Genomic DNA, 26,051 nt, shown 5'->3' with positions numbered 1-26,051 from the left:
CTTGGCTAACATGCGATAAATGAATACTTAACCTACTCTGACTTACACACTAGCAACCTTTTTTCTGCGCTCCTATTAAACTTTAGTCTAGGAGCTAAGCTAAACTGTTGACTTCATGTCGTTAAAGCCCCTAAATACCAACAACAAACGCATTTTACTTTTGAATGAGATATGACATGGAATCGGCACTAACGGAAATCAGTGAATTTTTACAAGCAATTCCTCCGATGGACCTACTACCACCTACGGCCATTGAACTCATCGTTAAGGAAATCAGTATTTGTTATGTTCGCCGTGGCTTACCGCTACCACCACAAGGTAATGTCGCGAAAAACCTATACATACTACGCAAAGGCGCATTAAGCTATTTCACAGAAAATAATGAGCTAATCGGCAAATATGGCGAAGGAGATATTTGTACCGTTTTTTGCCTAGAAAAAAATGATGATAACGGCAACCAAATCTCTGTAACAACAGATGAAGACACTCTACTTTACAGTGTAAATTATGAAAAATTTCAAGAAATAGTAGCAAAACACCCCGATGTTGTCGCCTTCTTTCAACAATCTGCAGAGGAACGACTAAATAAAAAAATGCTACAAGTGAATGAAGATGCCATTTTAAACTCTTCATTACTTAACGCGCCTATTGCCAATTTTTATCATAGTCCTGTGATTACCGTTTGCCCAGATACTTGTATTCAACAAGCAGCAATTTTGATGACCGAACAAGGATTTTCGTGCTTGGTGGTTGCCACTAATGATGTACCTGTAGGTATAGTTACTGACAAAGATATTCGTCGTCGTTGTGTGGCACAAGGGCTAGACACCCAACAACCTGTTAGCAGTATTATGACTGACAACATGCTGACCATAGACATCAAATCCACAGCCTATGACGCGCTCATGATGATGACTCAAAAACATATTCATCATTTACCCGTAACGGCCAATAATCAGCTAAAAGGTATGGTCACCGTAACTGATTTAATGAATAACGAAGGTCAAAACGCTGTTAACATTACCAGTGTGATACACAAAGCGGGCACCGTCAGTGAGTTGGCAGAAATTAGTAAAATGATCCCTAAATTGCAAATTCGCATGGCAAAGCTTGGCACTACCGCAGATCACGTTGGTAAAAGTATTAGTGCCATTACCATGGCATTTACCATACGCTTAATCACTATGGCAGAAAAACTCCTCGGCCCAGCACCTGTTCCTTATGCTTGGCTGGCTGCTGGTTCACAAGCTAGACAAGAGCAATTTGCTCATTCTGATCAAGACAATGCCATTATCATCTCAAATGAAATGCAGCCACAGCACCGGCCTTGGTTTAAAGATCTAGCAACCTTTGTTTCTGATGGTTTAGCCGCATGTGGCTTTATTTATTGTCCTGGTGAAGTCATGGCAACTAACGAAAAATGGTGCCAAACACAAGAAAAATGGTCACAATACTTTGCTCACTGGATCAACCATCCAGATCCAAAATCCCTAATGCATTGCAGTATATTCTTCGACTTAAGCACAGTTCATGGCGACAATCGACTACTCGATACTGTACGAGCTAACATGCTAAAAACCACGCAACGTAGCACATTATTTATTGCACATTTATCTCGAAATGCCTTACAACTTAGACCTCCATTGGGCTTTTTTCGCGACTTTGTCTTGATTCAAGATGGTGAGAACAAAGCTACTTTAGATTTAAAGCACAATGGCATTGCCCCTATTGTCGACCTCGCCCGCATTTATGCACTTTCAGAAGGGATCGCGTCAGTTAATACCATCGAACGATTACAACAAGCGGCTGGTACACCTTCACTTACCAAAGCATCAGCAGCTAATCTCATCGATGCCTATGAGTTTTTAAGCATGCTACGAATGGAGCACCAAGCTAATAAACTGCAACTAGGGCAACAGCCAAACAATTACTTGTCGCCAAAAGAAATCTCTAAACTTGAACGTGAGCATTTAAAAGATGCCTTCAAAGTTATTAAAACCTTGCAAGATAGTCGTCAGTCAACTTTTTAGTAAGTGAACATATATGTTAACTAATCATCCATTTACAAACTGGCTTATGGGCTATGAAGCACAACGAAAACGCATGCTAAATAAAGCACCCAATGGGCCCTTGCGTAATTTTCTCAGTGAGCCATTTCCGGCACTTTTTACCCCTTTTGATCAAGTGCCTATTTTAGCAGTCGACTTTGAAACAACGGGTTTAGATGCAATCCAAGACAAGTTACTCAGTGTTGGCTGTGTCGATCTTATTGATAACCAAATAAAGCTTGGTAGCAGCTATCATCAAATTATTAGTACAAAAGGTAGCTTAGAGCCTAGCAATGTCACCATACATCAAATTACAGATGACCAAAAAGATCAAGGTAAGCCACTTGAAGCCGTTATCGAGCAATTACTAAATCGTCTTGCAGGGAAAGTCATGCTTGTACATTTTGCGCGTATTGAGCGGCAGTTTTTACGCCAAGCTTGCCTAGAACTTTACGGTATGGCGCCACCTATTCCTATGATAGACACCTTAATGGTCGCAAAAAGACGATTAGATAAAAAAGATGTCGCCTATGACCCCTCAGAATTAAGGTTATCAGCATTACGCGCAAAGTATGACCTGCCAGATCATTACGCCCATAACGCCTTAAATGACGCTATTGCAACAGCGGAGCTATTACTGGCTCAAATTAATGAGCGGGACGAAAACCCACCGTTAAAAAAGCTAATTTTATAGTGTAAAATCAACTTATGGCTTGCACTAGCTTGAGTCTGTTCTTAAATTTTCTATTGAAATCCCCTCAACAAACAACTAAAATTAATGAAGGATTTTTATATTTATCAAATATTTAGGGTTTCTTCTAGGGAGGGGGTTTGTCATGCTATATCCTAATAAAAACATATGGGTCGCAATTTCACTGTCGTTTCTAATAGCATGTACATCTCCTGAATATAAACAAGCTTTAGCAGATTATGAGTTAGCAAAATCAACAAAAGACCTAAAAAAACTGTCATTAGCATTGAAAACACTAGCGTATATCGCACCGGACGAATTTCAAAATGAGTCGATTAAAGTAAAAGAAGCACACTCACATTTACAAATCGCTGAAGCTCAGCTAAAACTAGGTAACAGCTATGCTGCATACATTGCAAGCCATGATTCTTATCGTAGCGTGTCAAATCCAGCAGCAAAAAAAATACTCATCAGCTCAGGGAAAACATTAGTTCCCATTTTAAAAGCACAACTAAATATTGATAAATCATTCCAATTCCTACCTAAACACCTAACACCTTTGCTTAATAGGTATAGTGAACTTCCTTTAGCACAATGGGATATTATTGAAGTTAATACTGCTGTTGAACAGCTAAGCGAAGCAATTATTGTGTTAAATAGGGCACTTATCTTAATTGAAAATGAAGAGCCTGCTAGAAAAATTCCTGAACTATCATTATGGCAAAACTCAATAGAAAATCAGCTTTACATAACGACTCAAGCTCGTAACTACTTTTCAAACTTTTCCCGTTACCATGGCGCAAAAAGACTAATTGGGTTAAATGAACAACTAACTGCTGACAGTATTAAACTGTTATCACTTGTTCGGCCTCAACTAGCTAAAGAGTCAATGAAACCTAGTTTCAAAAAAGCTCAAAATCAATATGCAGATTTTCAAGATATAATTGCTAATATTTCATTGGCCGAAAATACAAACACAAAAGATATCCACGCCGTTTGGTATGAAAACTGGCAAAGTATTGAAGCAGATATTCTTGAACCGAAAGGTAACTTTGCAAACTACCCAGTTAAAAGCAGTACCAGACAAAGGCAACTTACAGCTTTTATGAACAAAGAAAAGATCAAAATACCGATGTTAAGTAAGACATTTTATGACAAAGCAAAGTTGAATCAGAAATACCATCAACTTACAAAGCTAATTAATGCACTTAAAGAAGATAAAGCTCTGCTGTTATAAACAGCCACACACCTAAAATTTATAGCCTCATTACCTCAAGGAATTAGCAACTTCTGTTGCACCAACAATCGCCATTTGCGTGCCAATAACAGCAAGAATAAGGCCCATTAAACGCGTAACAATACTAATACCGGCTTTACCAATAATATGGATAATGTTTGAGCTAAAAACAAAACAGAAGAATGTAATCAAACACAATAATGCAAATACGGCGACAGTAATTATAATACCTGTCGCTTCTCCTGAGGACGAATAATTAATGGCGGTAGCAATAGTACCGGGGCCAGCAAGTAAAGGGACAGCTAATGGAGAAATGGCGATATCTGCATCATCATGGCTCTCAGCTGAAGTAATTTCGAGCCTTGACCATTTAGCATATGATAACCAACTAAAAATACTAATATGCCACCCGTAATCCTTAACGCTGAAATAGTAATACCAAACATATGAAAAATAGTTTTACCAAGTACTGAAAAGCATAAAATTACACAGAAGGTCAATATTAATGCTTTGGCTGCAATTTTTGTTTGCTCAGCTTTTGTTTTATCACCTACCAAGCCAGCAAAAACCGCCGTATTAGCAATAGGGTTCATGATGGCAAAAAAACCTAAAAATACAGTCATGCCTTGTGTGTAAATATCAATCATAAAGCGAGTAGCCTTTCTTATTCTAATGAAATTGAAGCTGAATAATTACCGTACCATAATTTAAGTTAGAGTTATGAAATAACAGTAATATGCTTTTTTCTCTTATGCTGACAAAAAACCACAACTAAGACGAAACTATGAGACAATTCAGGTCGCAATCACATATCAAAGGTTCATTATGAAACTTTTAGTTCGAAATCTTTCTCGCACCACCACGGAACAAGAAATTCGTATTTTATTTTCTGAGCATGGTTCAGTGACGGAATGCAGCTTAGTTTTAGATCAAGAAACAGGTAAATCAAAAGGCTTTGGCTTCGTTGAAATGCCAAATGAAGTAGAAGCAAAGGCTGCTTTGTCTAGCTTGCATGAAACAAGAGTTGCTAAAAATAAAATTCGCGTAAAAATAGCGCAGTAATGGTAAGTTAAAATTAAAAGAGCAAAGCCCGCAAAATGCTGGCTTTACTCTATTCATCGCTGATTTTACTATCGCAACATCAACTCTAATTTAAATAGCCAATCAAAAATATTATTGTCTGATAATAACTTTACAAATTACCCTTTTACCAAAACAGATCACCGCTTTATTAGGCTAAATAACTACTAATTTACAAGATCATTACTTTAGATGAGGAACTCTTCAGCGCCATTAATTTAGCAGGATTAAAATCGAAAATATCAGTACTTTCGTAAACGGAGTGAATAACTAAATGATGACAAGGAGAAATAGGGCCGGTGACGAATTAATTTTCTTTAACCTTAACAGGCCTTCCTCGTTTTATTTTGCCAATTGAATATCCTAAAGCTTTTTCTATTTCTTCAATAAATCGTGAATTGCCAATTGGCATTGAACATAAAGCCGCTTGCGTAAATTGATTCACCATTTTGTCAGGTAAGGCCTCTGAAAACAGCCCTTGATACTTTTGATAAATAGCGGCGGGGGAATTAGCTAATGCCAAATAAGCAGGGTGTGGTTTCAATAATTTTCTGGAAGTAATACCAATATTTGCTCGGTGACTCGACCATTTGTAATCAGCAGCGTGAGCAACCATATTAGCACGAACAGGATTTAGTTCTATGTAGCGCATACAGGCTAAAAGGTATTCATCAGCTTGAACCAAGCTTGCTTTAAAGCGGCCTTCAAATAAAGTGCCTGTTCGATGAAGCTGCTTATTAATATATTGCACATATCTGCGTCCAATCGACTGCATGACCTTAGATATACCGTCAACCGAACTTGGAGTCATTAGTAAATGAACATGATTAGTCATTAAGACATAAGCATGTAAATCTACGTTGTGCTTTTCACAACTACATGCTAACAAGACAAATAAAACAGATAGTCTTGCTCGGTAAAAAAGCAAACTTGGCGATTGTTACCTCGTTGAATCACATGGCAAGGTAAGCCTGGTTGAAACATCCTTGGTTTTCTCGGCATATCGAATCCTTTCGATTAAAACACCAAGTATAGCCAACTCAAAAAATAAGGCCGGTAGCATTTAATTCGTCACCGACCCCTTTTACCGCAATCGACTGCATGACCTTAGATATACCGTCAACCGAACTTGGAGTCATTAGTAAATGAACATGATTAGTCATTAAGACATAAGCATGTAAATCTACGTTGTGCTTTTCACAACTACATGCTAAACAAGACAAATAAAACAGACAGTCTTGCTCGGTAAAAAAGCAAACTTGGCGATTGTTACCTCGTTGAATCACATGGCAAGGTAAGCCTGGTTGAAACATCCTTGGTTTTCTCGGCATATCGAATCCTTTCGATTAAAACACCAAGTATAGCCAACTCAAAAAATAAGGCCGGTAGCATTTAATTCGTCACCGACCCCTTTTATTCTTTTTTTATTATATTCCGAGGTCGAAAACCTCTTCTTCTGTTAATTCCCTTATACATTTACCTGAAGCAATAACTCCAGAAACAAAAGCACGTTCAATAAACCACTTTTTAGTTCGAAACTCAAAAATTAGAACATCACCTATAGGTAAGCTTTCCTGCCAAACATTTAAGAGGTAATCACTTCCATCAACTCTATAAGGTGAATTTAATTTACACTTTCCCCCCCAATCAGAAACATTCCAACTAAGAGCTTCTAATACATGTGAATTTAGGACATCATTAATTTTTTCAGACATACATTTCCTTATGGTTTCGGCCTCGTTACTTGTATTGTTCTACCTTCAGGTGGCCAATGAATAGATCTTCGTCCACCACCTCTTAGTTGCAAGTAATATGTATCTGAACCATTTCGACCACTCCAACCAAATCGATATTTACCTGTATTCCACGTCCCTCTCATTCCATTTCTAAATGCAGGATGACCAATTCTAGAATTGGCTAAGGATCTATATAAAAGAATACCAGTCCCCCTATACAACGCAACTCCACCAACAGCATAACTTGCATACTCTAATGCATCAACAGCAGCATCTCCGGTAACATCCAAATATGCACCTTCTCCACCGACTCCATCTAACATCATTCGCTCTTGATTCCGCATCCAACCTGGATCATTGTAAGCTAACATATCTTCACCTGTAGCCAATGAGTCCATCATCGCCTTATATTCAGCTTGGAAATAAGCTTCTTCTCTGGCGTCCCATGCTGCGCTACCTTCTTTAGGTGGACTTGACCAATCCTGTTTCAAAGCAGCAGAAAAAGCAGCACTCGATGCACCGTTAGCAAACTTTCCACCAGTAACTTTAGATATAGTGCCGCCAATAACTGCTGAAGATAGAATATTAACATAGGGATTTGAGGAAACGTTGCCTCCACCGACTGCACTATTCAGACCAGCAGCCCAGAAGCCATGACCAAAGTTTTCTCCTGACGCATAGGATATACTGCCCCCAGTTACGCCATCAACAACAAAATTAACAAATTCATTTCCAGTATTGGCGGCAGGTAATGACGCTGCTATAAAAGAGGTAAAAGCTGCCCGCAATGATCCAGTAGAACTATTCCCCATTGCCCGGTTAAATTCATATGTCCATGCCGCAGCCCCAAAAGCACTACCAAAATATGTCGCCACAGCAGTCCCCACCATGTTAACAAGTTTAGCGCCAAAAATTTTAGCAGCAGATCGTATCAGCTTGCGGCCAATTTTCTTAGATAATCCACTAAGAAAATATCCACTAGGATCGGTATAACTCATTGGGTTATTCAATACATACGAATAACGATTATAACTTTGGCTATTATTTGGAAATTGAATAAACGGATCCGCCTGCATAAATCGCCCTAGCGCTACGTTATAAGTTCGCCCGTTCATATGGATAATATCCATATCATTGACCATTTTATGGCCCGTATATCCTTTACTAATACCTGGGCTTGAATAAGCACTAAAAATACTATTGCTATGAACGTTGTATTGTTTACCCCATGGGTCATAAATAAATTGCTGTACTATACCGCCACTCGCATTGGTGATAGACGTAGTAGAGCCTTGATGGTCTTTATGCAGATAAAACTCATCATTAGCATTATTGCTACGCTCGGTGATAACCACATTACCAACGTAAAACTTATGTTCTATAACACCACTTGGTAATTTAACGCGTTCATACCCTCCTAAATACAGAGTTTGTGTTTGTTTACCGCCACGTGTATCAACACGTTTATATACTTCTCTGTTAGGCCCATAACTAAACGATGTTCTATTGCTACCTTGGGTTATTAAATACGGCTTATCGAAGTTAGTGTAATATGAAGTTCGCTTGCCATCTGTAGTGATATTACCGTTAGCATCGTAACTCATGTTGTAATATTGCGTACCAGTAAAGTTACTATACTGGTGTACACCCAATAAACGATTGGTTTTATTGGTATCGTATTTGTAGTAACCGGTATTCTGTTTATATTTTATGTTCCCCCAGTCATCATAACTGTACGTTTCGTTCATACGGTAACGACTAGGTAATTGAGCATATAAATTAAACGTATGGTTTGATGTAGAACTACTAGCTGTTGAGATTGCCGCAGAATCTAGACAAGCATCACCTGGAGCTCGCAAGGCTGGAACAAAACCAGATGTTACTTTCATCATCGATTGGCTTAGCAGTAATTCTTTACCACCTCCACCGCCGCCATCACATGGGTCAGGGTCAATTGGCAATGTAATAGGACCACCGGGGTCAATTGGCGTTAAGCCGTCACCGCCACCCGCATTAGAAATGGCAATGGTTCGACGCGTAACTCGATTCAAATCATCATAAACATAGTGCTCGGCAAAGTTACTACTATTACCTACACCAAAGAATACATCTCTGTCAGTTAAGTTACCTAATTTGTCATATTCATAGTCAAAGCCATGTAGGGTAAGTACGCCTAACTCGGTGTCTATATTTGTTAACCAACCGGTACTTGCTTGATATGCTCTTTCTTCAGAGCTGCCATTGGCATATTTAACGTTAGTTGCTTGGCCTCGACCGTTAACACTTTCTATATGACGATACACTCGGCCTGTTCTATGGTTGAGTTGTTTGGTCATATAGCCACTTTGATAAACATTTCGAACAATAAAATTATTGGCAGGATAGGTTTGTGTATAAACACGGTTATAGCTGTCGTGTGTTGTTGTAGAAGTATAATTCGAGCCGTCTACTTTAACTGTTTGTTGATACGGTAAACCATAACTGTGATAGGTTTGTGTTTGCTGATAACTTGGGCTGCTTGTTGTACCACAAGACTGGTTTTGCCCTTCAAAGAATCGTAACTTTTTAAGTTTACCAACACTGTGAGTGGCTTTGTCTGCTAATGTTCCAAAATCCCAACAAACAGTACCACTGCCATCATAACGACGAGTTTTACGGCCTAAGATATCATAAGCAAAGCTGACAACTTGTGATTTAGCATCGGTTTGAGTGAGTAACTCACCAAAGCCGCTATAAGTATAACGCCATAAGCCTTTGTCTTGGTCATTAGTGGTGAGTTTATTACCGTAAACATCGTACGTGGTACTTGTACGTAAACTATTTACGTTGCTACGATTAATTGCTCGAACATTTAGCAGCTGCCCATAGGCGTTATATTGATAACGTAATTCATTGGTTAACGCATCAAAAACACTACTATTTTGCCCCAAATAATTTTTCAACGTCTCCGTACGTTGACCTTTCGCATTGGTAGTAAACACTTGCTTACCAAAGCGTTCAATTTCGGTAAAACCGCCATTAGCTTGCCTATTTTCAGTCACACGACCTAAAATATCGTAGCTTGGTTCACTGTAATAGCTGCTCGCACTGTTTTTACCGGCTTCGTAACTTCGTTTAACTCGACCTTGTGAATCGTATGTCGTTTTCGACACACTCCAATTTCCATCCTGGAGTTTAACGCGCGACTCAATTTCTCGTCCCCACGCATCTAAAAACTTTTGTTTTTCAGCTTGTCCATCGGTTAGTGAGCGAACTCGAACGTAAGCGTCGCTATTAGCACAACTGGTATTTGCACAATAATCTTGATAGCTATAACTGTTTATTTGCCCTTTACCATACAATCGGCTTTGTGTTGTTTGCCCTAATAAATTTTGATACTTTCGACTTTTGATGCCATTGGCACCTGTGGTTTCAACATAACCAATTAGGCCCCTGACTGCACTTGCCGAGGTTCCGTTATAAGTAAAGGTTGTTGACTCGCCTAAATGGTTTTTAATTGATTGCACATTACGATAGCGACTACCAAAAGTAGTGTAACTTTTACGCGTTTCAAAGTTACTACCTAGGCTATTTTTCGCAGCCGTTAACCAAACTTCCACCTTGTTCCCCGCAGCATCATAAACATAAGTAGTCGTTTGCTTGGTTCTGTTATTTTCTGGAGATACCGTTGATGTTTTTAAGAGTAAATCGTCAGAGTAATAGGTAAAAGAGGACTTACGGGTGATATTACTCTTTAGTGCAGCATTATTATAAAGCGCTTTTTGAACCGTAGCATAAGTTAAACGCCCTTTTTGCTTATATAGAGTATTTGAACCATAAGTATTATTCGTATAAGTAGACAACCTATTATTATTGTTCTCTGCATCACGAACATGGATAATTGAATTGGTTAAATTACCGTAACTATCATATGTGAATGTACTCTCTGTTTTACTGATCTCATATTTATTTAAATCAGAGCCTAGGCTATTACTTAGCTCAGTACTTTGGTGAATATATGGCATGACACCGCCACTTGCGGTATCTCGATTCCTCAGGTAATTCTTTGATGAACTCAATAGCACACTGTCTTTCATTTGCACGGTACTTAGCGGCATGCCGATATAAGGCCAGTGTTGGTTATATGCTGTTTCAGTGATAACGCCTGTTTGATTATCGGTAGTACGTAGGGCTTCAAAGCCTGCTAATCCGCGGCCTTTTTTATGTAACAGAAGACCGCCATATTGATAGTCAACACTGACACTATCATTGGCTGTTGTTTGCGTACTGACATTATCAACCACATAAAAAGCCGCTTTTGGCGAGATATAATCACTACTGTTGTTAAAGCTTGAGTCTTGCCTAAAATACACACTCGTGTCGGTAATGTTTTTGTACGATATTTGAGTGGTAACACCCCAACCATTAGTAATGCTATTAATCACATGTTCTTTTCTGTTAGGGTTTGTTGCTAGGTAAGTTTTCCAACCGTTATCATTGGTTGAAGTTAATAAGTCAAGTTTGCCATCAGCATTCATATCACCAAAGCGAACAACTGCATCTTTATCAAAAGACTTTGTACCACGTTTTTCAAAAATGATTTTATTAGCCGATGTACTCGGGCGCGATAGCATAACATTCCAGTTAGATGACGAGGTAGGGTATAGTACATCAGCACGGCCATCGGCATTTAAATCAACGAAGTACATCAAATGATCTAATGTATCAGTGGTATTGAAACTGGTAGATTGTGGACTCAGAAGCTGAATACCATTAGATAAGCGGTAATACCAACGCGTGCCTTGTTGATACATTAAGTCGGTATAACCATCACCGTTTAGATCGGCAACTCTCACTTCATCATAGTCACTAAGCTCTTGTTGATTTACATAGTTACTACCGTCAGATACCAGAAGCTGATATCCAGAAGAGTTGTTCACAGTCCAAGTGCCGCCTGCGTCATGACACTCACTACTACTGCCAACAAATCGACCGCCTACGCTACAACTCCCACCATATTCTGACACTTTAATGACGAGATCTGTTCTACCATCACCATTAACATCAATACCTGAAGCATTCTTTATATTTGCACTTTTTCGACTTACATTTCCTTCAAATATTCGGCCTGATGAACTCGAAAGTGTGCCGACTAAACTATCAAATGTAAAACTCCCATCACCATCATTATTTAAATATGCCTGCAAGTTACCATTTTTACTGAAAATAATATCTTCTAAACCATCTCCATCAACGTCAGCAACTTGCGCATTTCCTTCCAAGCCAGTCGCTCTAACCCCCGTATTTACAATAGTTAAATTCGAAGCCTGTTCATATGTTTCACATACATATTCGTAGCCTGGCTCTGTTTCACATCGCGTTACCGTATTTGTGCTAGGGACATAGGAAATTATCATCCAGTTACTGGTTTCACCGTTAGCAACTAATAAGTCTCGCTGACCATCACCATTGTAATCAATGGTTTGTGCATACTCCTTCTTGGATACTCCAATACTACTTAGCCTAGTGTTAGTATTGTAATATGGGCCAAAGCGCGCATACCAATAACTCCCTGATGGATAAACAATATCAGAATAACCATCACCATCTAGGTCAATAATGTGATTGTAATGACGATTGTCAGATTCACCTTTTGTAACTCCATAAGAGTTAAATGGTGAAAAATTCTCTGTAACAGCTACTTTATATCGATACCCGGTTTCAGGCTCTGTTCTCCATGTATAACTCGTAGATTTAGGTGCAGGCTTTTGCCATCCAAAGGTTGTTGCTGGGAGACAATTGGATTTATTTTTATCTGTACATTCTTGAATTGATTCTAGATAATTTTTCTCTTCTAAGACAGACGATGTAAAGTAATTTAAAGCATAATGGCGATATACTTCATGGTCTTGATAAACCGTAACGCTATCCAATATTTTACTCATTGTTATTGGTGTACCCACTGACCAACCAACAAACATTTTCGGATTATCAACATAATTTAATACAACACGAGCAAACGGCGACTTGCCATCGGTACGGCCAGTATAATGTACCTCTTTTAAGTAATGTTCTCCCTTTGTTGCATCTTCATGATAGCGAAAAACAATATAATTGCCTTTCACATCTTTGATGGCTTTTAAGGCCCATGTTTTGGCTATGTTAGCACTGCCCGCATTAACAAAAGCATCACTGCTGCTTTCATTGCCTCCACCATAAATTTTAAGGCTTATCGACATCGGTTGCCCCAAGCTATCACTACCACTGACACTTGATGCTAAGCCGTAATAATGAACTTCACCTGATTTTGTTTCTACGGTAAAAGCGGCCGGTCCTTGACTGGTGCTGCCATGTGCTCGAACAATACTAAAATCATCAAGCTCAGTATGGTATTTATCCGCAGACCAGTAGCTACTATTTGACGTATTTTTATTATGCTGACTTCCCCAAGTGACCAAACGCTGACCATTGAGACATAATCGGTCATTTTCTGAATGGCTGACATTTCCTTGTTCATCGTCTTGGGTCATATTCTTCGGACATCTTGAAATCGCTGATGCGCCTGAAAAATTCCAACCTCGTCCCATTATTCCGTCACCGCTATTACTGGTGTAAGAAAAACTAAGCTGAGGCTGAACACCTGCGATACCCGCAGGAATATTTAAAGGGATGTTATAGGTAGCACTGCCAGATTCATCAACACGAAATGAGCCATTAGTTTGTCCAACGTAAGTACCAGCCAATACATTAAAGCTTAATACTAATAGGATTAGTAGGATTGAGTGTATGCAAGATTTCATTATGAATTCCATTTCACTTATATTAAATATATACAATAATTTTTCGCACACAGTACCAGATGTTGCAAATTTGTAAATATTTATTTCATTGAAATGAACCTGAGAAATAACCTAATTGCATCATTAATGGCACAAGATAAGACCAGATTAAACATTGAACATATTCGTATATAACGTAAAAAAACAGACAAAAAGAAACTTTTATTTTAACTATTTCTCATACTCAATTTCACTGACATACCAAATTTTTTCACCTGTGGGAGTATTCACTACGACTTCATCATCAACTTGTTTTTTCAAACATGCCCGTGAAATAGGGGAATCTATTGATGAGTAGTCATTGCGGCCGTAAATTTCTTCTGGGCCGACAATGCGGAACTTTAAGGTCTCGCCATCATCATTTTCTAGGCTCACCCAAGCACCAAAAAACACTTTCCCTTCTTGTTGAGGGCCATAATCAACAATTTTTAGTTCTTCAAGAGTTTTGCGTAAGTAGCGGACACGACGATCAATTTCACGTAAGCGCTTTTTATTATATTGATAATCAGCATTTTCACTTCGATCCCCTAAACTAGCAGCCCATGAAACTTTTCGCGTTGTTTCCGGTCGCTCTTCACGCCATAGTTTATCTAATTCTTGTTGCAGTAAAATATAGCCAGGGCGAGTAATTAGTTTCGTTTTCATAGTGCTGATGTGGAATTATTAATATGGTAATAAGCGAAGTAGCTGATGATATAGTGATTTTGGCTATTGTGCTAGTCTGTCAGCTCTAGACTAAAGCTAACACATAAGCCGCCGTGTGTACGGTTATAAAGGCGTAGCTTACCTTGATGACCAATCACAATTTCATTACATAAGGCTAAACCAACACCCGTGCCTGTCGCTTTGGTGGTAAAAAATGGCAATAAAGCCTGTTGTTGTTGTTGTGCACTTAACCCTGTGCCACGGTCGAAAATATTAAACACTAATTGTCGGCCTTGTTGCTTCATTTCAAAACCAACGTCTTCCAAAGCAGAGCCGGATTCTTTAGCATTTTTCACTAAATTGATAATGACTTGTTCAATTTGCCCAGCGTCAAAAACCGCTTTCTCTCGTACCACGTCTAAATAACAAGTTACGCCAATTAGCGTTTCAATTTGTTGAAAAAAACTGCTTAAATTCACTGCTTTTAAGTTGGGCTTAGGTAAACGAGAAAAACTAGCGTATTGTTCGATAAAGCCATGTAAATGGCTGGCTCGATTACCAATGGTTTCTAACACGTCATTTAACATATGGCTATGCTCGGGTTGGGCAATAATTTTTTGTGCCGAACGTGTTAATGATGATATTGGCGCCAATGAATTATTTAACTCATGGCTAATTAGTCGAATGACTTGCTTCCACATATCAGTTTCTTTGCGAGATATTTCATGAGTCATGTTTTTATAAAGATATAGCTGATGCTCTCGACCATTAAGCATAAATTGTTGGCAATTAATGTTATAAACCAATGCTTGGTCTTCTAGTACATCGCTTACTAAGCCTTCACTTCGCTCAATTGTCGCGGTTTGTAACACCGGCGTAAGATTGCTTATTAGCTGCGAAAAGTCGCCGCCTTCAAGTTTACGTGTTTGGCTAAACATTTCTTTTGCCGCTAAATTGCTATAAACCACTTTGTTACTGCTATTAACCAGCACCATAGCAACTGGCGTGCTTTGTATCACAGTATCAAGCAGTAATTCACGTTGAAAAATATCCATGCGTTCATTGCGCAATACGGTAGCGAGTTCATTATAAATTTTGACTAAGCTTGAAACTTCCGTGTAATTCTGGTTATGAATAGTGAGACTAAAATCGTTATCTTTAAACGCATCAATACCATTGTCGATTGCTAAAAGGGTTTTAGTTAAAGGCGCCAAACACCATTTTGATAACAAAAACAGTATCATTAAAAAACCAAGGGTAGTTAATATAACTGGCGCACTAAAAAAATGAAATTCACCTGGTAAGTTTGCCAATATCACGCCATAAAGCACCATAATAGTAGTACATGCTAGATATAAGCGTAGAAATAACGACCGTTTTACCATTAACTGACTATCTCAAATTTTTTCATACGACGATAAAGGGCAGAGCGGCTAAGACCTAATAATTTAGCCGCTTCAGAAATAACACCGCCAGCATCAGCAATCGCGTGCTGAATATCTTGTGCGGTGATCTCTTCAGAATTGGCCGATGTAACGGTTGATTCTGGTAGCTGAACATTTAACGCCAATATTTTCTCATCAATAACCGTATCGCGCGCAAGCAAAGACGCCCGCTGCATAACATTTTTTAATTCCCTGATGTTACCCGGCCAAGTGTAATGTTTCAGTGTTAAACTAGCTTTTTCAGTTAATTGATATTTTTCTCCTAAAAAGTGTTCTGCTAACGGTAAAATATCAGCTTTGCGCTCATTCAGTGCCAACAACGGCAGTTCAATAACATTTAAGCGATAATATAAATCTTCTCTAAAATCGCCTTTAGCAATGGCACTTTTAATATCAGCATTGGTAGCACTTATAATACGTACTTTTACTTTTAAGGTTTCACTACCACCAATACGTTCAAACTCGCCAGTTTCAAGTACTCGAAGTAATTTCGCTTGGCCATCTAAAGATAAGTTTCCTATTTCATCGAGAAATAACGTGCCGTTATCGGCTAGCTCAAAACGACCAATACGACGTTTAGTAATGCCGGTATAAGAGCCAGCTTCAGCGCCAAACAACTCTGCCGCCATCAATTCTGGCGAAAGCGCTCCAACGTTAACCTTAATAAAAGGCCCTTGACGACAACTGGAATTAGCCTGCACGATTTCAGCTATTTTCTCTTTACCTGCACCATTTGGACCGGTAATTAATACCGAAACATCAGCATGTGCAACCTGTGTAGTAATTTGCAATAAATTGAACATGGCATCACTTTGATAGCGAATACCACATAAATCATATTGCTCAGCCAATTCACGTTGTTGGCGATTGTGTTTCAGCGCACTTTTTCTGTGGGCTTGTTGTAACTCACTAAGCTCAATTAAGTTATTAACCGTTACAATCAGCTTATCGTCATCCCACGGTTTGGAAATATAGTCACTGGCACCAGATTTTACTAAATCGACCGCTGTTTCCAAATGCGTCCATGCGGTCATCAAAATTATCGGTAAGTCAGCGAAACGAGCTCGAATTTCATTAAATAACTCAATACCTTCTTCGCCTGACGTGGTATCTTGGCTGAAATTCATATCTTGAATCACAAGATCATAGTGGCTATTTTCAAGCGCTGAGAGCCCTGACTCTGGTGTTAAACAATGATCGCACTCCAAATTATTTATGGTAAACAATACCTTTAGCGCATGAGCAACATCTAAGTTGTCATCAATAACGAGTATACGAGCTTTCATTTCATTCCTTGTGATTTTTCTACAGCTAGATGTTAACGCATGTAGCTTAACTTTAAAATTCAATCAGATAAGTTAAGCTACTTAGCTATAAATTATGCGCTACGTGTCACTATGGCAGGAGCAATATTCGCGGCGCGTTTAGCCGGAAACCAAACCGCGAGAATATTGACGAGCCAAAGCAGCAATGCAGTCATTAACAACACACTTAAGTTAAAAAAGTTTTGTCCTGCTTGCTCTGATAATTCAAAGGTTATTGATAAAGTTACCAGCACCCCAATTATCAACCCAATCAGTGTAAGCACACTATTTTCTGTGATGAAGTAGCGCATAATATCGCTTTTCTTAGCACCTAACGCGCGGCGTGTGCCTATTTGCTTACGCTTTTGTGTTACTTGAAAAGCAGTTAACCCAGTGATACCTAAGCCCGTAATTATCAATAATACGAAACTCAATACTAAGAAAGTTAACGCACGGCTACCTCGGCCATCATACATGCGCTTTTGCGTACGCTTGAGTAGTTCACTTGAATTAATATAACGGCCACGTTCTAAGTAAAATACGTCGATAATATCTTCAAGTAAAGCAACTGCCGTACCTGTTTCCACACGCATTAAATAATGTGGTTGTTGGTTTTGACTCCACTTAACTTGTGGGCGAATAATTGAGTGATAAGATTTGCCACGACCATTCAAGCGCTCACCAGTCATAAAGTTACTATAAACACCAATAACTTTTACCGGATCTGCACTTTTCGCTAACCAAATGGTTTTACCAATGGCAGAATCATCACCAAATAAAACTTTCGCCATATCTTGGCTGATCATCACCTCAGATGCACTTTGTGGTGTTGATTCAATCTCACCTTTAACAACATCACTGGCGGTAATTAAACGTCCATCTATCAGTGAAAGCTGTAACACATCAATAATTTGTTCGTCTGATTCAAAAACCACAGTTTTAAAACCCTGTGCATCTTCTTCGGTTGCTAAATATACGTCAATCATATTTTCAGCCGTAAAAGGCACAGCATTTGACGGTGCAGCATTAATAACAGCAGGAATGGCTTTGACACGATTAAGATCATTAACTATGGCTTGGCCAACATCTTGGCTATCGTCAAAAAACTCTGGTGAAATTCTAACAATATCATTATGGGGAATACCTGAAGGTACATTCCACTCTTGTAGGGTTGTTGTGGCAACTAACACTGAGCTACTTAATACGCCCATGGTAAAGGCAATCTGAATAATCATCAGCAATGCCATAAATTTATTTTGTTTTAGGCTAAGAAAAATAGGCTTCAGATCCATGTTTTTCTCCTTATTGTGATTTCAATTGACTAGCAGGCGGTACATTACATAAACGCCAAATAGGATAAATACTGGCAACTATGGTGCACACTATACCTGTGGCAAAGGCATTACCTATCATCAGCCAATTTAATTGAAATAGCGGTTGAATATCTTCAACACGTACTGTGTAGTCTGATGAATACAAACGTATATTTAGCATTCCTTGAAGACCAAAGTATGAAATAACAATACCTAGCACTCCACCTAAGAAGCCAATAATGATCACTTCAAGCAAATGCTGCATGATAATAGTCTTCTTCTTGGCACCTAACGCTCGACGTAAACTGACTTCTTTTTTACGACGCATAAATTTAGCCAGTAATATGCCAACCGCATTTAACAAGCACACGGCGAAAAATAAAGTCGATAGCACAGAGAAAGTATTGAGAAACTGATTTCGACCATTCACATAATTATATTGGTCGTTAAGGTTTGTTAAATACATTGCTAACTCACGAGGAAAACGCCCTAAGGCTTTTTCACTTTCCATATAGCTCATAATTTGTTGACGATAATCAGCAACTTTTGCGTCAGGTACTTCTGCCCAAAACGTTACCCACGCACATTCAGAGTTAATTAAGCGGTCTTTATTCTCAGTACGAAACGAGCGAGCAATATCAGCATTTGCCGCCCAACAATCAAAGCCAGCACTACGTGGTAAGTTATTATCCATTGCAAAGGTATAAGGAATAAAGAAATTATCAGGGTAACCCGGCCAAAAACTGCGGTTATAAAATTTACTACTTAAATACCAAGTGTCTAATACCCCAATAATTTTCAAAACATGGGTATTGATTCGCACACTTTCACCAACACTATTGCGGCCACCAAAAAGCTTATCATTCATGAGCTTGCTAATAATGATAACGGCTTCACCGCTGTCTTCAGTGGCTTTATCCCAACCGTTTCCATATAAAAATGGCGTTTCAAACATGCTAAAAAAGGTGCTATTGACTACAGCTGCAGTGGTTTGCAGCGGGTTAATATTTTCATCTTCAACGTTTAAAATGCCATAGGTAGACCAATTAAAGCTTTGCTTGACGCCAGGCAATTCCAGTTGCATTAGGTTCAAGGTGTCTTTGTAAGTGGTATCAACCATACGCGCTTGATGCTCTACTGCATCAGCAGTAATTTCACGGTTATCCATTTGTAGTAAAAAAATATTTTTACTTTTGTGCGCCAAAGGTACTTGGCTACTTTGATAACTCATGGTTTTCACTGTGGTGTATAAACCTAACCCCGTGGCAATAGCCAGAATGGTTAAAATAGTCAGCGCAGGTCGGTCTTTCAAACTTTTCAGCGCTAACTGAAAATTATAACTGAACATGCTTAACTCCTATGCGCTGCGAATAACGTCTTCAGCAATTGACTTTTCAATATCACTGACTTGACCATCAAAAATTTGAATATTGCGATGCGCACGACGGGCCAATTGATCATCATGAGTTACCATAATAATAGTCGTGCCTTTACCATTGATATCTTCTAATAATTCCATCACTTGTTGCGCCATTAATGAATCTAAGTTACCGGTGGGTTCATCGGCTAATAAAAATAACGGCTCTCCTGCAATAGCGCGGGCAATGGCGACACGTTGTTGTTGTCCACCTGAAAGCTGCGTTGGTAAATGTTGCATACGCGATGCTAAACCAACAGTTTCAAGCGCATGTTCAATACGTTCTTTGCGCTCTTTTGCACTCATACCGCGATAACGTAATGGAACATCAACATTGTCAAAGAGGGGTAAATCAGGCAAAAGATTAAAGCTTTGAAAAATAAATCCAATTTTTTGATTTCGAATTTCTGATAATTTGTCATCACTGAGTCCTTTTACGTTTTGGCCATCAAGAAAATAATCACCTTCTTCGAAGGTTTCTAATGCGCCAGCTAAATTGAGAAATGTGGTTTTGCCCGAGCCTGATGGGCCGGTAACAGACACAAATTCGCCACTTTTAATATGTAAGTCCACCTTGCGTAAGGCATGTGTTTCTACTAATTCTGTACGATATATTTTGCTGACATTTTCCATTCTTAACATTTGTTTTTCTCCTAATTAGTCAGATAGATTTGTTCGCGATTATTGAAAACATCAATACTTGAAATAACAATTTCATCACCAGCATTTAAGCCGGAAACTATCTCAATTTCGCCAATACTTCGGGCACCTAAAGTGACCTTTTGACGCGTTGCATTGCTGCCATTCACTTGATAAATAATTCGTCCACCACCACTTTCAACAAATGCACCTCGGCGAACTTTTAAAATATTTTCTTTGGACTCAATAAGAATACGAGCGCTAACACGCTGATTTTGGCGTAAGTTTGCGACAGTTTCGGCGTTAAAGCGTAAGCGCCCAACCACTTGTCCATTGGTAACTTCTGGGGAAATAGCCACTAGTTGACCATCATGTGCTTCACCATTAAAACTAATTTCTGATGCTAAACCAACGCCAAGATCATCAGCAAAGCTTTCAGGAATATTCACCTCCACTTCAAAGGCACTTAAATCGATAACAGTAATGAGCGAGGTGTTACTTGCAACACTGTCTTTCTCACGAATATTAACGCTACCAATAATGCCGTCAGTCGGTGCGAATAAGGTCAGTTCGTTTACTTGTCTTTGCAGATCATTAACAACAAATTGTTGACGATTAAGCTGTGACTGGCGGGTTTTCAATTCAAATTCCATACTTTCTTTTTGCAAATCAAAACTTTGCTTGGCATGTTCATGCGACAAGCTAGCACGTTTAAATTCAGCAACTTTTTCTTCATATTCTTTTTTGCTAATTAATGAATCTTTAATGCTAGTGACTGCACGGTCTTTGTTAACTTTCGCCGCTTCTAGATTAACCGCCGACATTTCTATCGTTTGTTGGTTGTTTAGTTGTGTTGTTTTCATTTCTATGCGCTGACGGCCAACCGCGAGCTCGAGCTGTTCTAGAGTTGCCAATTCTTGCTCATATTGATTTTTCAGCTGTGGGCTATCAACTTCGGCTAGTTTTTGATTCTCAGTAACTGTGTCACCGGCCTTAACAAATAAGCTGACAATACCCGGAGCTGTTGCGTATAGCGTTGGGCTATTGGCAGCAACTATGCGGCCTTGTACGCCAATATCACGCTGCAAGTTACCTTTTTCCACCACAGCAAAACGTAAGCGCTCTTTCGAAATTGCCATGTCTGAACTAAACATATTGTTAAATTTAGGTGCAATAAAAAAACCAATGGCGGCAATAGCCAAGGTTGCAATTACCACTTTAATCATCAGTGATTTTTTTCTGCCTGTTTGGGCAATCTGTACATCTTGACCAGAAGTGTCTTTTAACATTTTCTTTTCCCTGAAACTTATTATCATTTGGGGTTGTGTTGCTAGAGGATTTAGCACAAACAATGCCAAAACATAACCAACTGATAAACAAGAAAAATATTATTTTTGTGTTTGTGCGAACAGGCCTGTGTTCGCAAGATTTGCTGTGCGAACAGTGTCTTCAGTTAACGAAAAACTAATAACAATTAAATTAAGTAAGTGAACAAATAAAAGTGAGAATAAATATTCAAAATCAAGGCGCTTGAAAGAGTAATAGCTGGCTATTGGGATTGAAAGCAACGAAGTTGTTGGATATTTAAGCCGCCTTAAAATGACTGACGACTTATTTCAATTGGTATTAATGAAGCGCATTGCAATGGATAAAAAAATACCGCGATTTTTCGCGGTATTTTCGAAAATTGGTTGAGTTTTATAATTAGGCTTGATTAGGAATGATCTGAATTTCAACGCGACGATTAAGTGCGCGACCATTTGCCGTGGCATTATCAGCTATCGAACGTGTTTCACCGTAGCCTGTTGTTTTTAAACGACTAGCAATGATATCTTTATTGGTTAAGTATTGCTTAACACTGCCTGCACGCTGTTCTGATAAGTTTTGGTTAAACTGCATCGAACCTTGGCTGTCAGTATGGCCTTCAATACTTAATAAGGTTTTCTCATACTTATTTAATACTCGGGCGATATCATCTAAGGTATTGTAAAAGCCCGAAGTTATATAAGCTTGGCCAGTAGCAAAAGTAATATTGGCAGGCATTATTAAACGTAAGTTATCACCTTCACGCACCACTTCGATACCAGAGCCTGCAAGCTCGTCACGAAACTCTTGCTCTTGCTTATCCATATAGTCACCAATGGCTGCTCCTGCGATAGCACCAATTGCTGCCCCCCAAACGGCACGTTTATTTTTATGGTTGCTGGTTGACTTACCTAGCACAGCTCCCGTAATAGCGCCTATGGCAGCACCTTTTTCGGCATTAGTACTGGCACAACCGGTAACGGCCAAAGAAAGGCCGATAAGTGAAACCATAAGAGGCTTTTTAAGAGATATTGCGGATTTATGTGACTGCATGAAAATTATCCTAAGAAAAAGTAGCTTTGAATTCATCATACGGGTGCAAACTGAACCCTTGATGAACAAGAAAAATTACTCGATATTATATTTTAAAATTTACTATAAATACCATTATTTCCTATTCACATTAACCATGTAAGGAAGTAATTTAGATATTAAAAATACTGAAGAGAAAACACCACGACGAGCGTGGTGTTTATGCATATGACGTTCGGTTAGTTTTTTTATTCCAGATAAAAACTAACCGCCTTTCTCCATGTAGACAATGTCACGAGCACAGAATAAATGTGCATGCGTGACAAGTCGATAAATTAACTATTCAAATACTGAATCAACCGCAATCACTTCAACGTTCTTCGCTGGTAATGTTAATTTGTATGCTTCAATAATTTTATCAGTTGCTAATAGCTCCGCCGGTTTTTCAGAGTTATATTTCAATGGTGATACTTGTTCAGACAATAAACGTTTTTTCATGTCTTCGCCGTCCCCTGAAATAAACACATAGTGAATATCATCCGTTTGCAAGTTTTCTTTAATCACGCGGTTAACGTCAGCCAAAGTTAGTTTAGCAAACTGTTCACGTACATATTTTACAAACTCATCTGTTTGATAAAACTCACTATCGAGTGCATAGCCTAGTTGTTGGTCTTGGCTTGCGACTAATTGCGGAGCGTAATTAGTTAGATAATTACGTGTGGCTTGGAAGTCTTTTTCACTCATACCGTTTTCAATTAATTTATCCAATTCATATAAAGCTGCACGTGTTGCAAAGTGAGCATCATTATTTGAACGCAATGGACGTAACCATACTTGGAAAATTTGGCTTGAACGACCTAAGTTAGCATCAGGCTTCGTTTGGAACATACCACGTGGGAAGTACTCAATATAAGCATAATCACCGTAGTTCATGCCACGTGCTTGACGTATTTGTTGGTACAAATAACTATTTGAGCTTCTATGTTCGCCAAAGTATGAACGCACTAACCAAAGTGCAGCCCAGTCTTTATCGTTGCGGATGGTATCAATTGGAAAACCAAACGAAACAGCTGTTGATTGTGCATTTTTCTCAACAATTGTGGCGTGATGACCTTTTAAAATCGGCGCTTTGGCAATAGTTAAACGTTTTTCATCACCTACTGGTAATGCTGTTAAGTCAGTCATTAGCTGCGCTTTTAATTCGCTTGGCATAGCGCCGGTAATACCCAAATGCAATTTAGCTTGTGTTAACTGTGCCGCGTAAAAAGCTTTTACATCTTCAAGAGTAATTGCTTCTAAATCAGATAGATCGCCGCTATTAAAGTTTTCATAAGCATGACCTTGATATAACTTGCTATAAAGTACTTCTTTACCAAGTTCTTCATCATTTGAAGACTTTAAGCCGGATTTAATACCGTCAATCAGTTCTTTCTTCAAACGTTTGAAGTCATCTTCACGCCAGCCTGGATTCAATAATTGATCACTAATTAACTGGTACCACTGTTCGGCATTGTCTTTGTGAACACGACCGGTAAACGACATCATTTCTTTATCAATTTGTGAAGAAAATCGTCCGGCTAATGGGTATAAACCTTTTTGAATGTCTTTATAAGTGCGAGTAACTGAACCACCACGCGTTAGCATTTGTGCCGTTAATGCTGCCACACCTTTTTTACCTGCAGGATCTGCCGCAGCACCCGTGTAAAACAAGAAGTTAACGTCAATTAATGGCGAGTCATTGGTTTTATCTAGCACAGCAAATTGTGCGGTTTTAGGCTTGGCACTATCTGCTTCAATTTTTGCAACGGCAGCATTTAAATCAACTTCTTGTGCAAAAGCATCAATTTTATCTAACGCTGATAAAGTAACCGTAGTGCGGTTATCGTCAATAAAGTACTTATTGGCAACACGCTTAATATCTTCAGCAGAAATATTATCAAAACTATTGTAAAGATAGTTTATGGTTTCCGGATCACGGTCAAAGTGCATGTAGCTTGCTAAGGTTGCAGCAATTGCCTCTGAAGAATCTAAGCTATTTACAAAACTATATTTTAAATTTGCTTTAAGATTGTCTAATTTTTCTGAGGAAACTAATTCTGTACGCGCTTGCGCATAAGTACGGTTAATAGCATCGCGAACAGTTGCTAAGTCTTTTTCTTCATTTACTTTAATAAATACATGGCGCAAACCAGCATCTTTAGTTTCAGGGTTATAGTTAAACATTTGGCTCGCCAATTGTTTATCTACCACCAATTCTTGATACAAGGCTGAATTATTTGAGAAATACAGCTCAGAAATTAAATCTAATGCGGCACGATCTTTCTCTTTTGGTTGCCAATCAGTACCTTTATAGGAAACTAATAACCAGTGACCTGGTAAACCGTCAAATTTTTCATGAACATAGCGTGGTGCAGTTTGTGCTGGCTCTTGGGCAATATCATTAACAAAATCACCTTTTTTCCAGTCACCCCAGTGTTTCTCAACCATCGCCATAGTTGCATCGGGTTCAACATCACCAACAATCACAATTGATACATATTCTGGTTTATAAAACTGTTTAAAGAATTTTTCGCCGTAAGCCAACTGCTCAGGCATAGCTTCAACATCTTCAAAGAAACCCATAGTTGTGTGCTTATAGGTGTGAGTGTCAAACGCTTCTTTGCGAACTGCCGCTAGTAATTTACGAATTGGGCTGGCGTTATTTTTTAAATACTCGCCCTTCACGGTTAAGGCTTCAGTTTTAAATTGTGCGTCAGTATATTTAAGGTTTTTGAAATGATCCGCTTGAATTTCTAACACTTTGTCTAAGTGATCTTTAGAAAAGTCTAAATGGTAATTGGTATAGTCATTGGTGGTGTACGCACCGTTATCAACACCGGCATTTTTAAATAAGTCAGCGTATACATCTTGTGGGAATTTTTCAGAGCCTTTAAACATCATATGTTCAAAAAAGTGTGCAAAGCCAGTTCGACCAGCCTCATCTTCGTCACGAGAGCCGACAGAAACTGGAATTTGTACAGAAACAAGATCTGGATAATCAGTTTTAACGATCAATACACGTAAACCATTATCTAATTCTTTAAAAACATAGTTTTGGCTAAATACTTTATTCTGATTTACTTCAACCGCTGCACTTTCTGGTGTTGAGTTTTGATTATTTTGTGTCGCTACACAAGCTGAGAGAGTCAAGCTAGCTACAATAGCTGCTGCTAAATATTTAATTTTCATTGTCGATCCCTTTATTGTTATGCTGTTATCTTATGAAACTCACTGATGTTTTTCATCACTTTAACAATAAATTTACAAATTTTTCTGTAACAGAATACATACAAACAAGCTAA

At 38.7% G+C, this 26,051-nt stretch carries 19 protein-coding genes; 4 read left to right on the top strand and 15 right to left on the bottom strand.

Annotation, left to right across the window (positions count from 1 at the left end; translation table 11 throughout):
• The first annotated feature begins 176 nt into the window (after positions 1-176).
• From AC27HL_RS01065 to AC27HL_RS01055, 3 genes are all read left to right on the top strand, one after another.
• On the top strand, positions 177-2,030 hold the full coding sequence (locus AC27HL_RS01065) for a putative nucleotidyltransferase substrate binding domain-containing protein (protein ID WP_487078342.1): 1,854 nt from the start codon (positions 177-179) through the stop codon (positions 2,028-2,030).
• A gap of 13 nt (positions 2,031-2,043) precedes the next feature.
• A complete protein-coding gene (locus tag AC27HL_RS01060; protein WP_487078340.1) occupies positions 2,044-2,742 on the top strand; it encodes an exonuclease domain-containing protein in 699 nt (232 codons plus the stop codon).
• Between the two features lie 142 nt (positions 2,743-2,884).
• Entirely contained in the window at positions 2,885-3,976 is a 1,092-nt protein-coding gene (locus AC27HL_RS01055) for a hypothetical protein (RefSeq protein WP_487078338.1), read from the top strand.
• A 30-nt stretch (positions 3,977-4,006) separates the two neighbouring features.
• Here AC27HL_RS01055 and AC27HL_RS01050 read toward each other — a convergent pair whose 3' ends face one another.
• Positions 4,007-4,291, bottom strand: a complete 285-nt coding sequence (locus AC27HL_RS01050) for a MarC family protein (RefSeq protein WP_487079862.1) — start codon at positions 4,289-4,291, stop codon at positions 4,007-4,009.
• Positions 4,279-4,623 (bottom strand): MarC family protein, encoded by a 345-nt coding sequence (locus tag AC27HL_RS01045; RefSeq protein WP_487078336.1) that lies wholly within the window; start codon positions 4,621-4,623, stop codon positions 4,279-4,281. The genes AC27HL_RS01050 and AC27HL_RS01045 overlap by 13 nt, the downstream gene beginning before the upstream one ends.
• Before the next feature lie 178 nt (positions 4,624-4,801).
• Here AC27HL_RS01045 and AC27HL_RS01040 point away from each other — a divergent pair, with 178 nt between their 5' ends.
• Positions 4,802-5,038 (top strand): RNA recognition motif domain-containing protein, encoded by a 237-nt coding sequence (locus AC27HL_RS01040; protein WP_487078335.1) that lies wholly within the window; start codon positions 4,802-4,804, stop codon positions 5,036-5,038.
• A 325-nt stretch (positions 5,039-5,363) separates the two neighbouring features.
• On the opposite strand, the gene AC27HL_RS01035 is transcribed toward AC27HL_RS01040, so the two are convergent.
• From AC27HL_RS01035 to AC27HL_RS00975, 13 genes are all read right to left on the bottom strand, one after another.
• Positions 5,364-5,891 carry a transposase gene (locus AC27HL_RS01035; RefSeq protein ID WP_487078334.1) on the bottom strand — a complete coding sequence of 176 codons (528 nt, stop codon included), beginning with the start codon at positions 5,889-5,891 and terminating at the stop codon, positions 5,364-5,366.
• Positions 5,892-6,096: 205 nt separating this feature from the next.
• On the bottom strand, positions 6,097-6,387 hold the full coding sequence (locus AC27HL_RS01030) for a transposase (RefSeq protein ID WP_487078332.1): 291 nt from the start codon (positions 6,385-6,387) through the stop codon (positions 6,097-6,099).
• A 96-nt stretch (positions 6,388-6,483) separates the two neighbouring features.
• A complete protein-coding gene (locus AC27HL_RS01025; RefSeq protein WP_487078330.1) occupies positions 6,484-6,771 on the bottom strand; it encodes a hypothetical protein in 288 nt (95 codons plus the stop codon).
• Positions 6,772-6,779: 8 nt separating this feature from the next.
• Positions 6,780-13,571, bottom strand: coding sequence for a toxin TcdB middle/N-terminal domain-containing protein (locus AC27HL_RS01020; RefSeq protein WP_487078328.1), 6,792 nt, complete (start codon positions 13,569-13,571; stop codon positions 6,780-6,782).
• A 210-nt stretch (positions 13,572-13,781) separates the two neighbouring features.
• Positions 13,782-14,255, bottom strand: coding sequence for a transcription elongation factor GreB (gene greB, locus AC27HL_RS01015; RefSeq protein ID WP_487078326.1), 474 nt, complete (start codon positions 14,253-14,255; stop codon positions 13,782-13,784).
• A 71-nt stretch (positions 14,256-14,326) separates the two neighbouring features.
• Positions 14,327-15,640 carry a sensor histidine kinase gene (locus AC27HL_RS01010; RefSeq protein ID WP_487078324.1) on the bottom strand — a complete coding sequence of 438 codons (1,314 nt, stop codon included), beginning with the start codon at positions 15,638-15,640 and terminating at the stop codon, positions 14,327-14,329.
• Positions 15,640-16,986 carry a sigma-54-dependent transcriptional regulator gene (locus AC27HL_RS01005; RefSeq protein ID WP_487078322.1) on the bottom strand — a complete coding sequence of 449 codons (1,347 nt, stop codon included), beginning with the start codon at positions 16,984-16,986 and terminating at the stop codon, positions 15,640-15,642. Before AC27HL_RS01005 ends, AC27HL_RS01010 begins: the two co-directional genes overlap by 1 nt.
• Before the next feature lie 92 nt (positions 16,987-17,078).
• A complete protein-coding gene (locus tag AC27HL_RS01000) occupies positions 17,079-18,296 on the bottom strand; it encodes an ABC transporter permease (protein WP_487078321.1) in 1,218 nt (405 codons plus the stop codon).
• A 10-nt stretch (positions 18,297-18,306) separates the two neighbouring features.
• Positions 18,307-19,665: an ABC transporter permease gene (locus AC27HL_RS00995; RefSeq protein ID WP_487078319.1), complete on the bottom strand. Its 1,359-nt coding sequence runs from the start codon at positions 19,663-19,665 to the stop codon at positions 18,307-18,309.
• 9 nt (positions 19,666-19,674) lie between these two features.
• Positions 19,675-20,376: an ABC transporter ATP-binding protein gene (locus AC27HL_RS00990; RefSeq protein WP_487078317.1), complete on the bottom strand. Its 702-nt coding sequence runs from the start codon at positions 20,374-20,376 to the stop codon at positions 19,675-19,677.
• 11 nt (positions 20,377-20,387) lie between these two features.
• Positions 20,388-21,662 (bottom strand): efflux RND transporter periplasmic adaptor subunit, encoded by a 1,275-nt coding sequence (locus AC27HL_RS00985; RefSeq protein WP_487078315.1) that lies wholly within the window; start codon positions 21,660-21,662, stop codon positions 20,388-20,390.
• Between the two features lie 415 nt (positions 21,663-22,077).
• Positions 22,078-22,710: a YiaD family glycine zipper/OmpA-like lipoprotein gene (locus tag AC27HL_RS00980; RefSeq protein WP_487079860.1), complete on the bottom strand. Its 633-nt coding sequence runs from the start codon at positions 22,708-22,710 to the stop codon at positions 22,078-22,080.
• A 339-nt stretch (positions 22,711-23,049) separates the two neighbouring features.
• Entirely contained in the window at positions 23,050-25,938 is a 2,889-nt protein-coding gene (locus AC27HL_RS00975) for a M16 family metallopeptidase (RefSeq protein WP_487078314.1), read from the bottom strand.
• Positions 25,939-26,051: the final 113 nt, after the last annotated feature.

The sequence above is a fragment of the Colwellia aquaemaris genome (assembly GCF_057548755.1).
The sequence above is the reverse complement of the archived record's forward strand: the minus strand, read 5'-3'. Positions and strand labels throughout refer to the sequence as shown.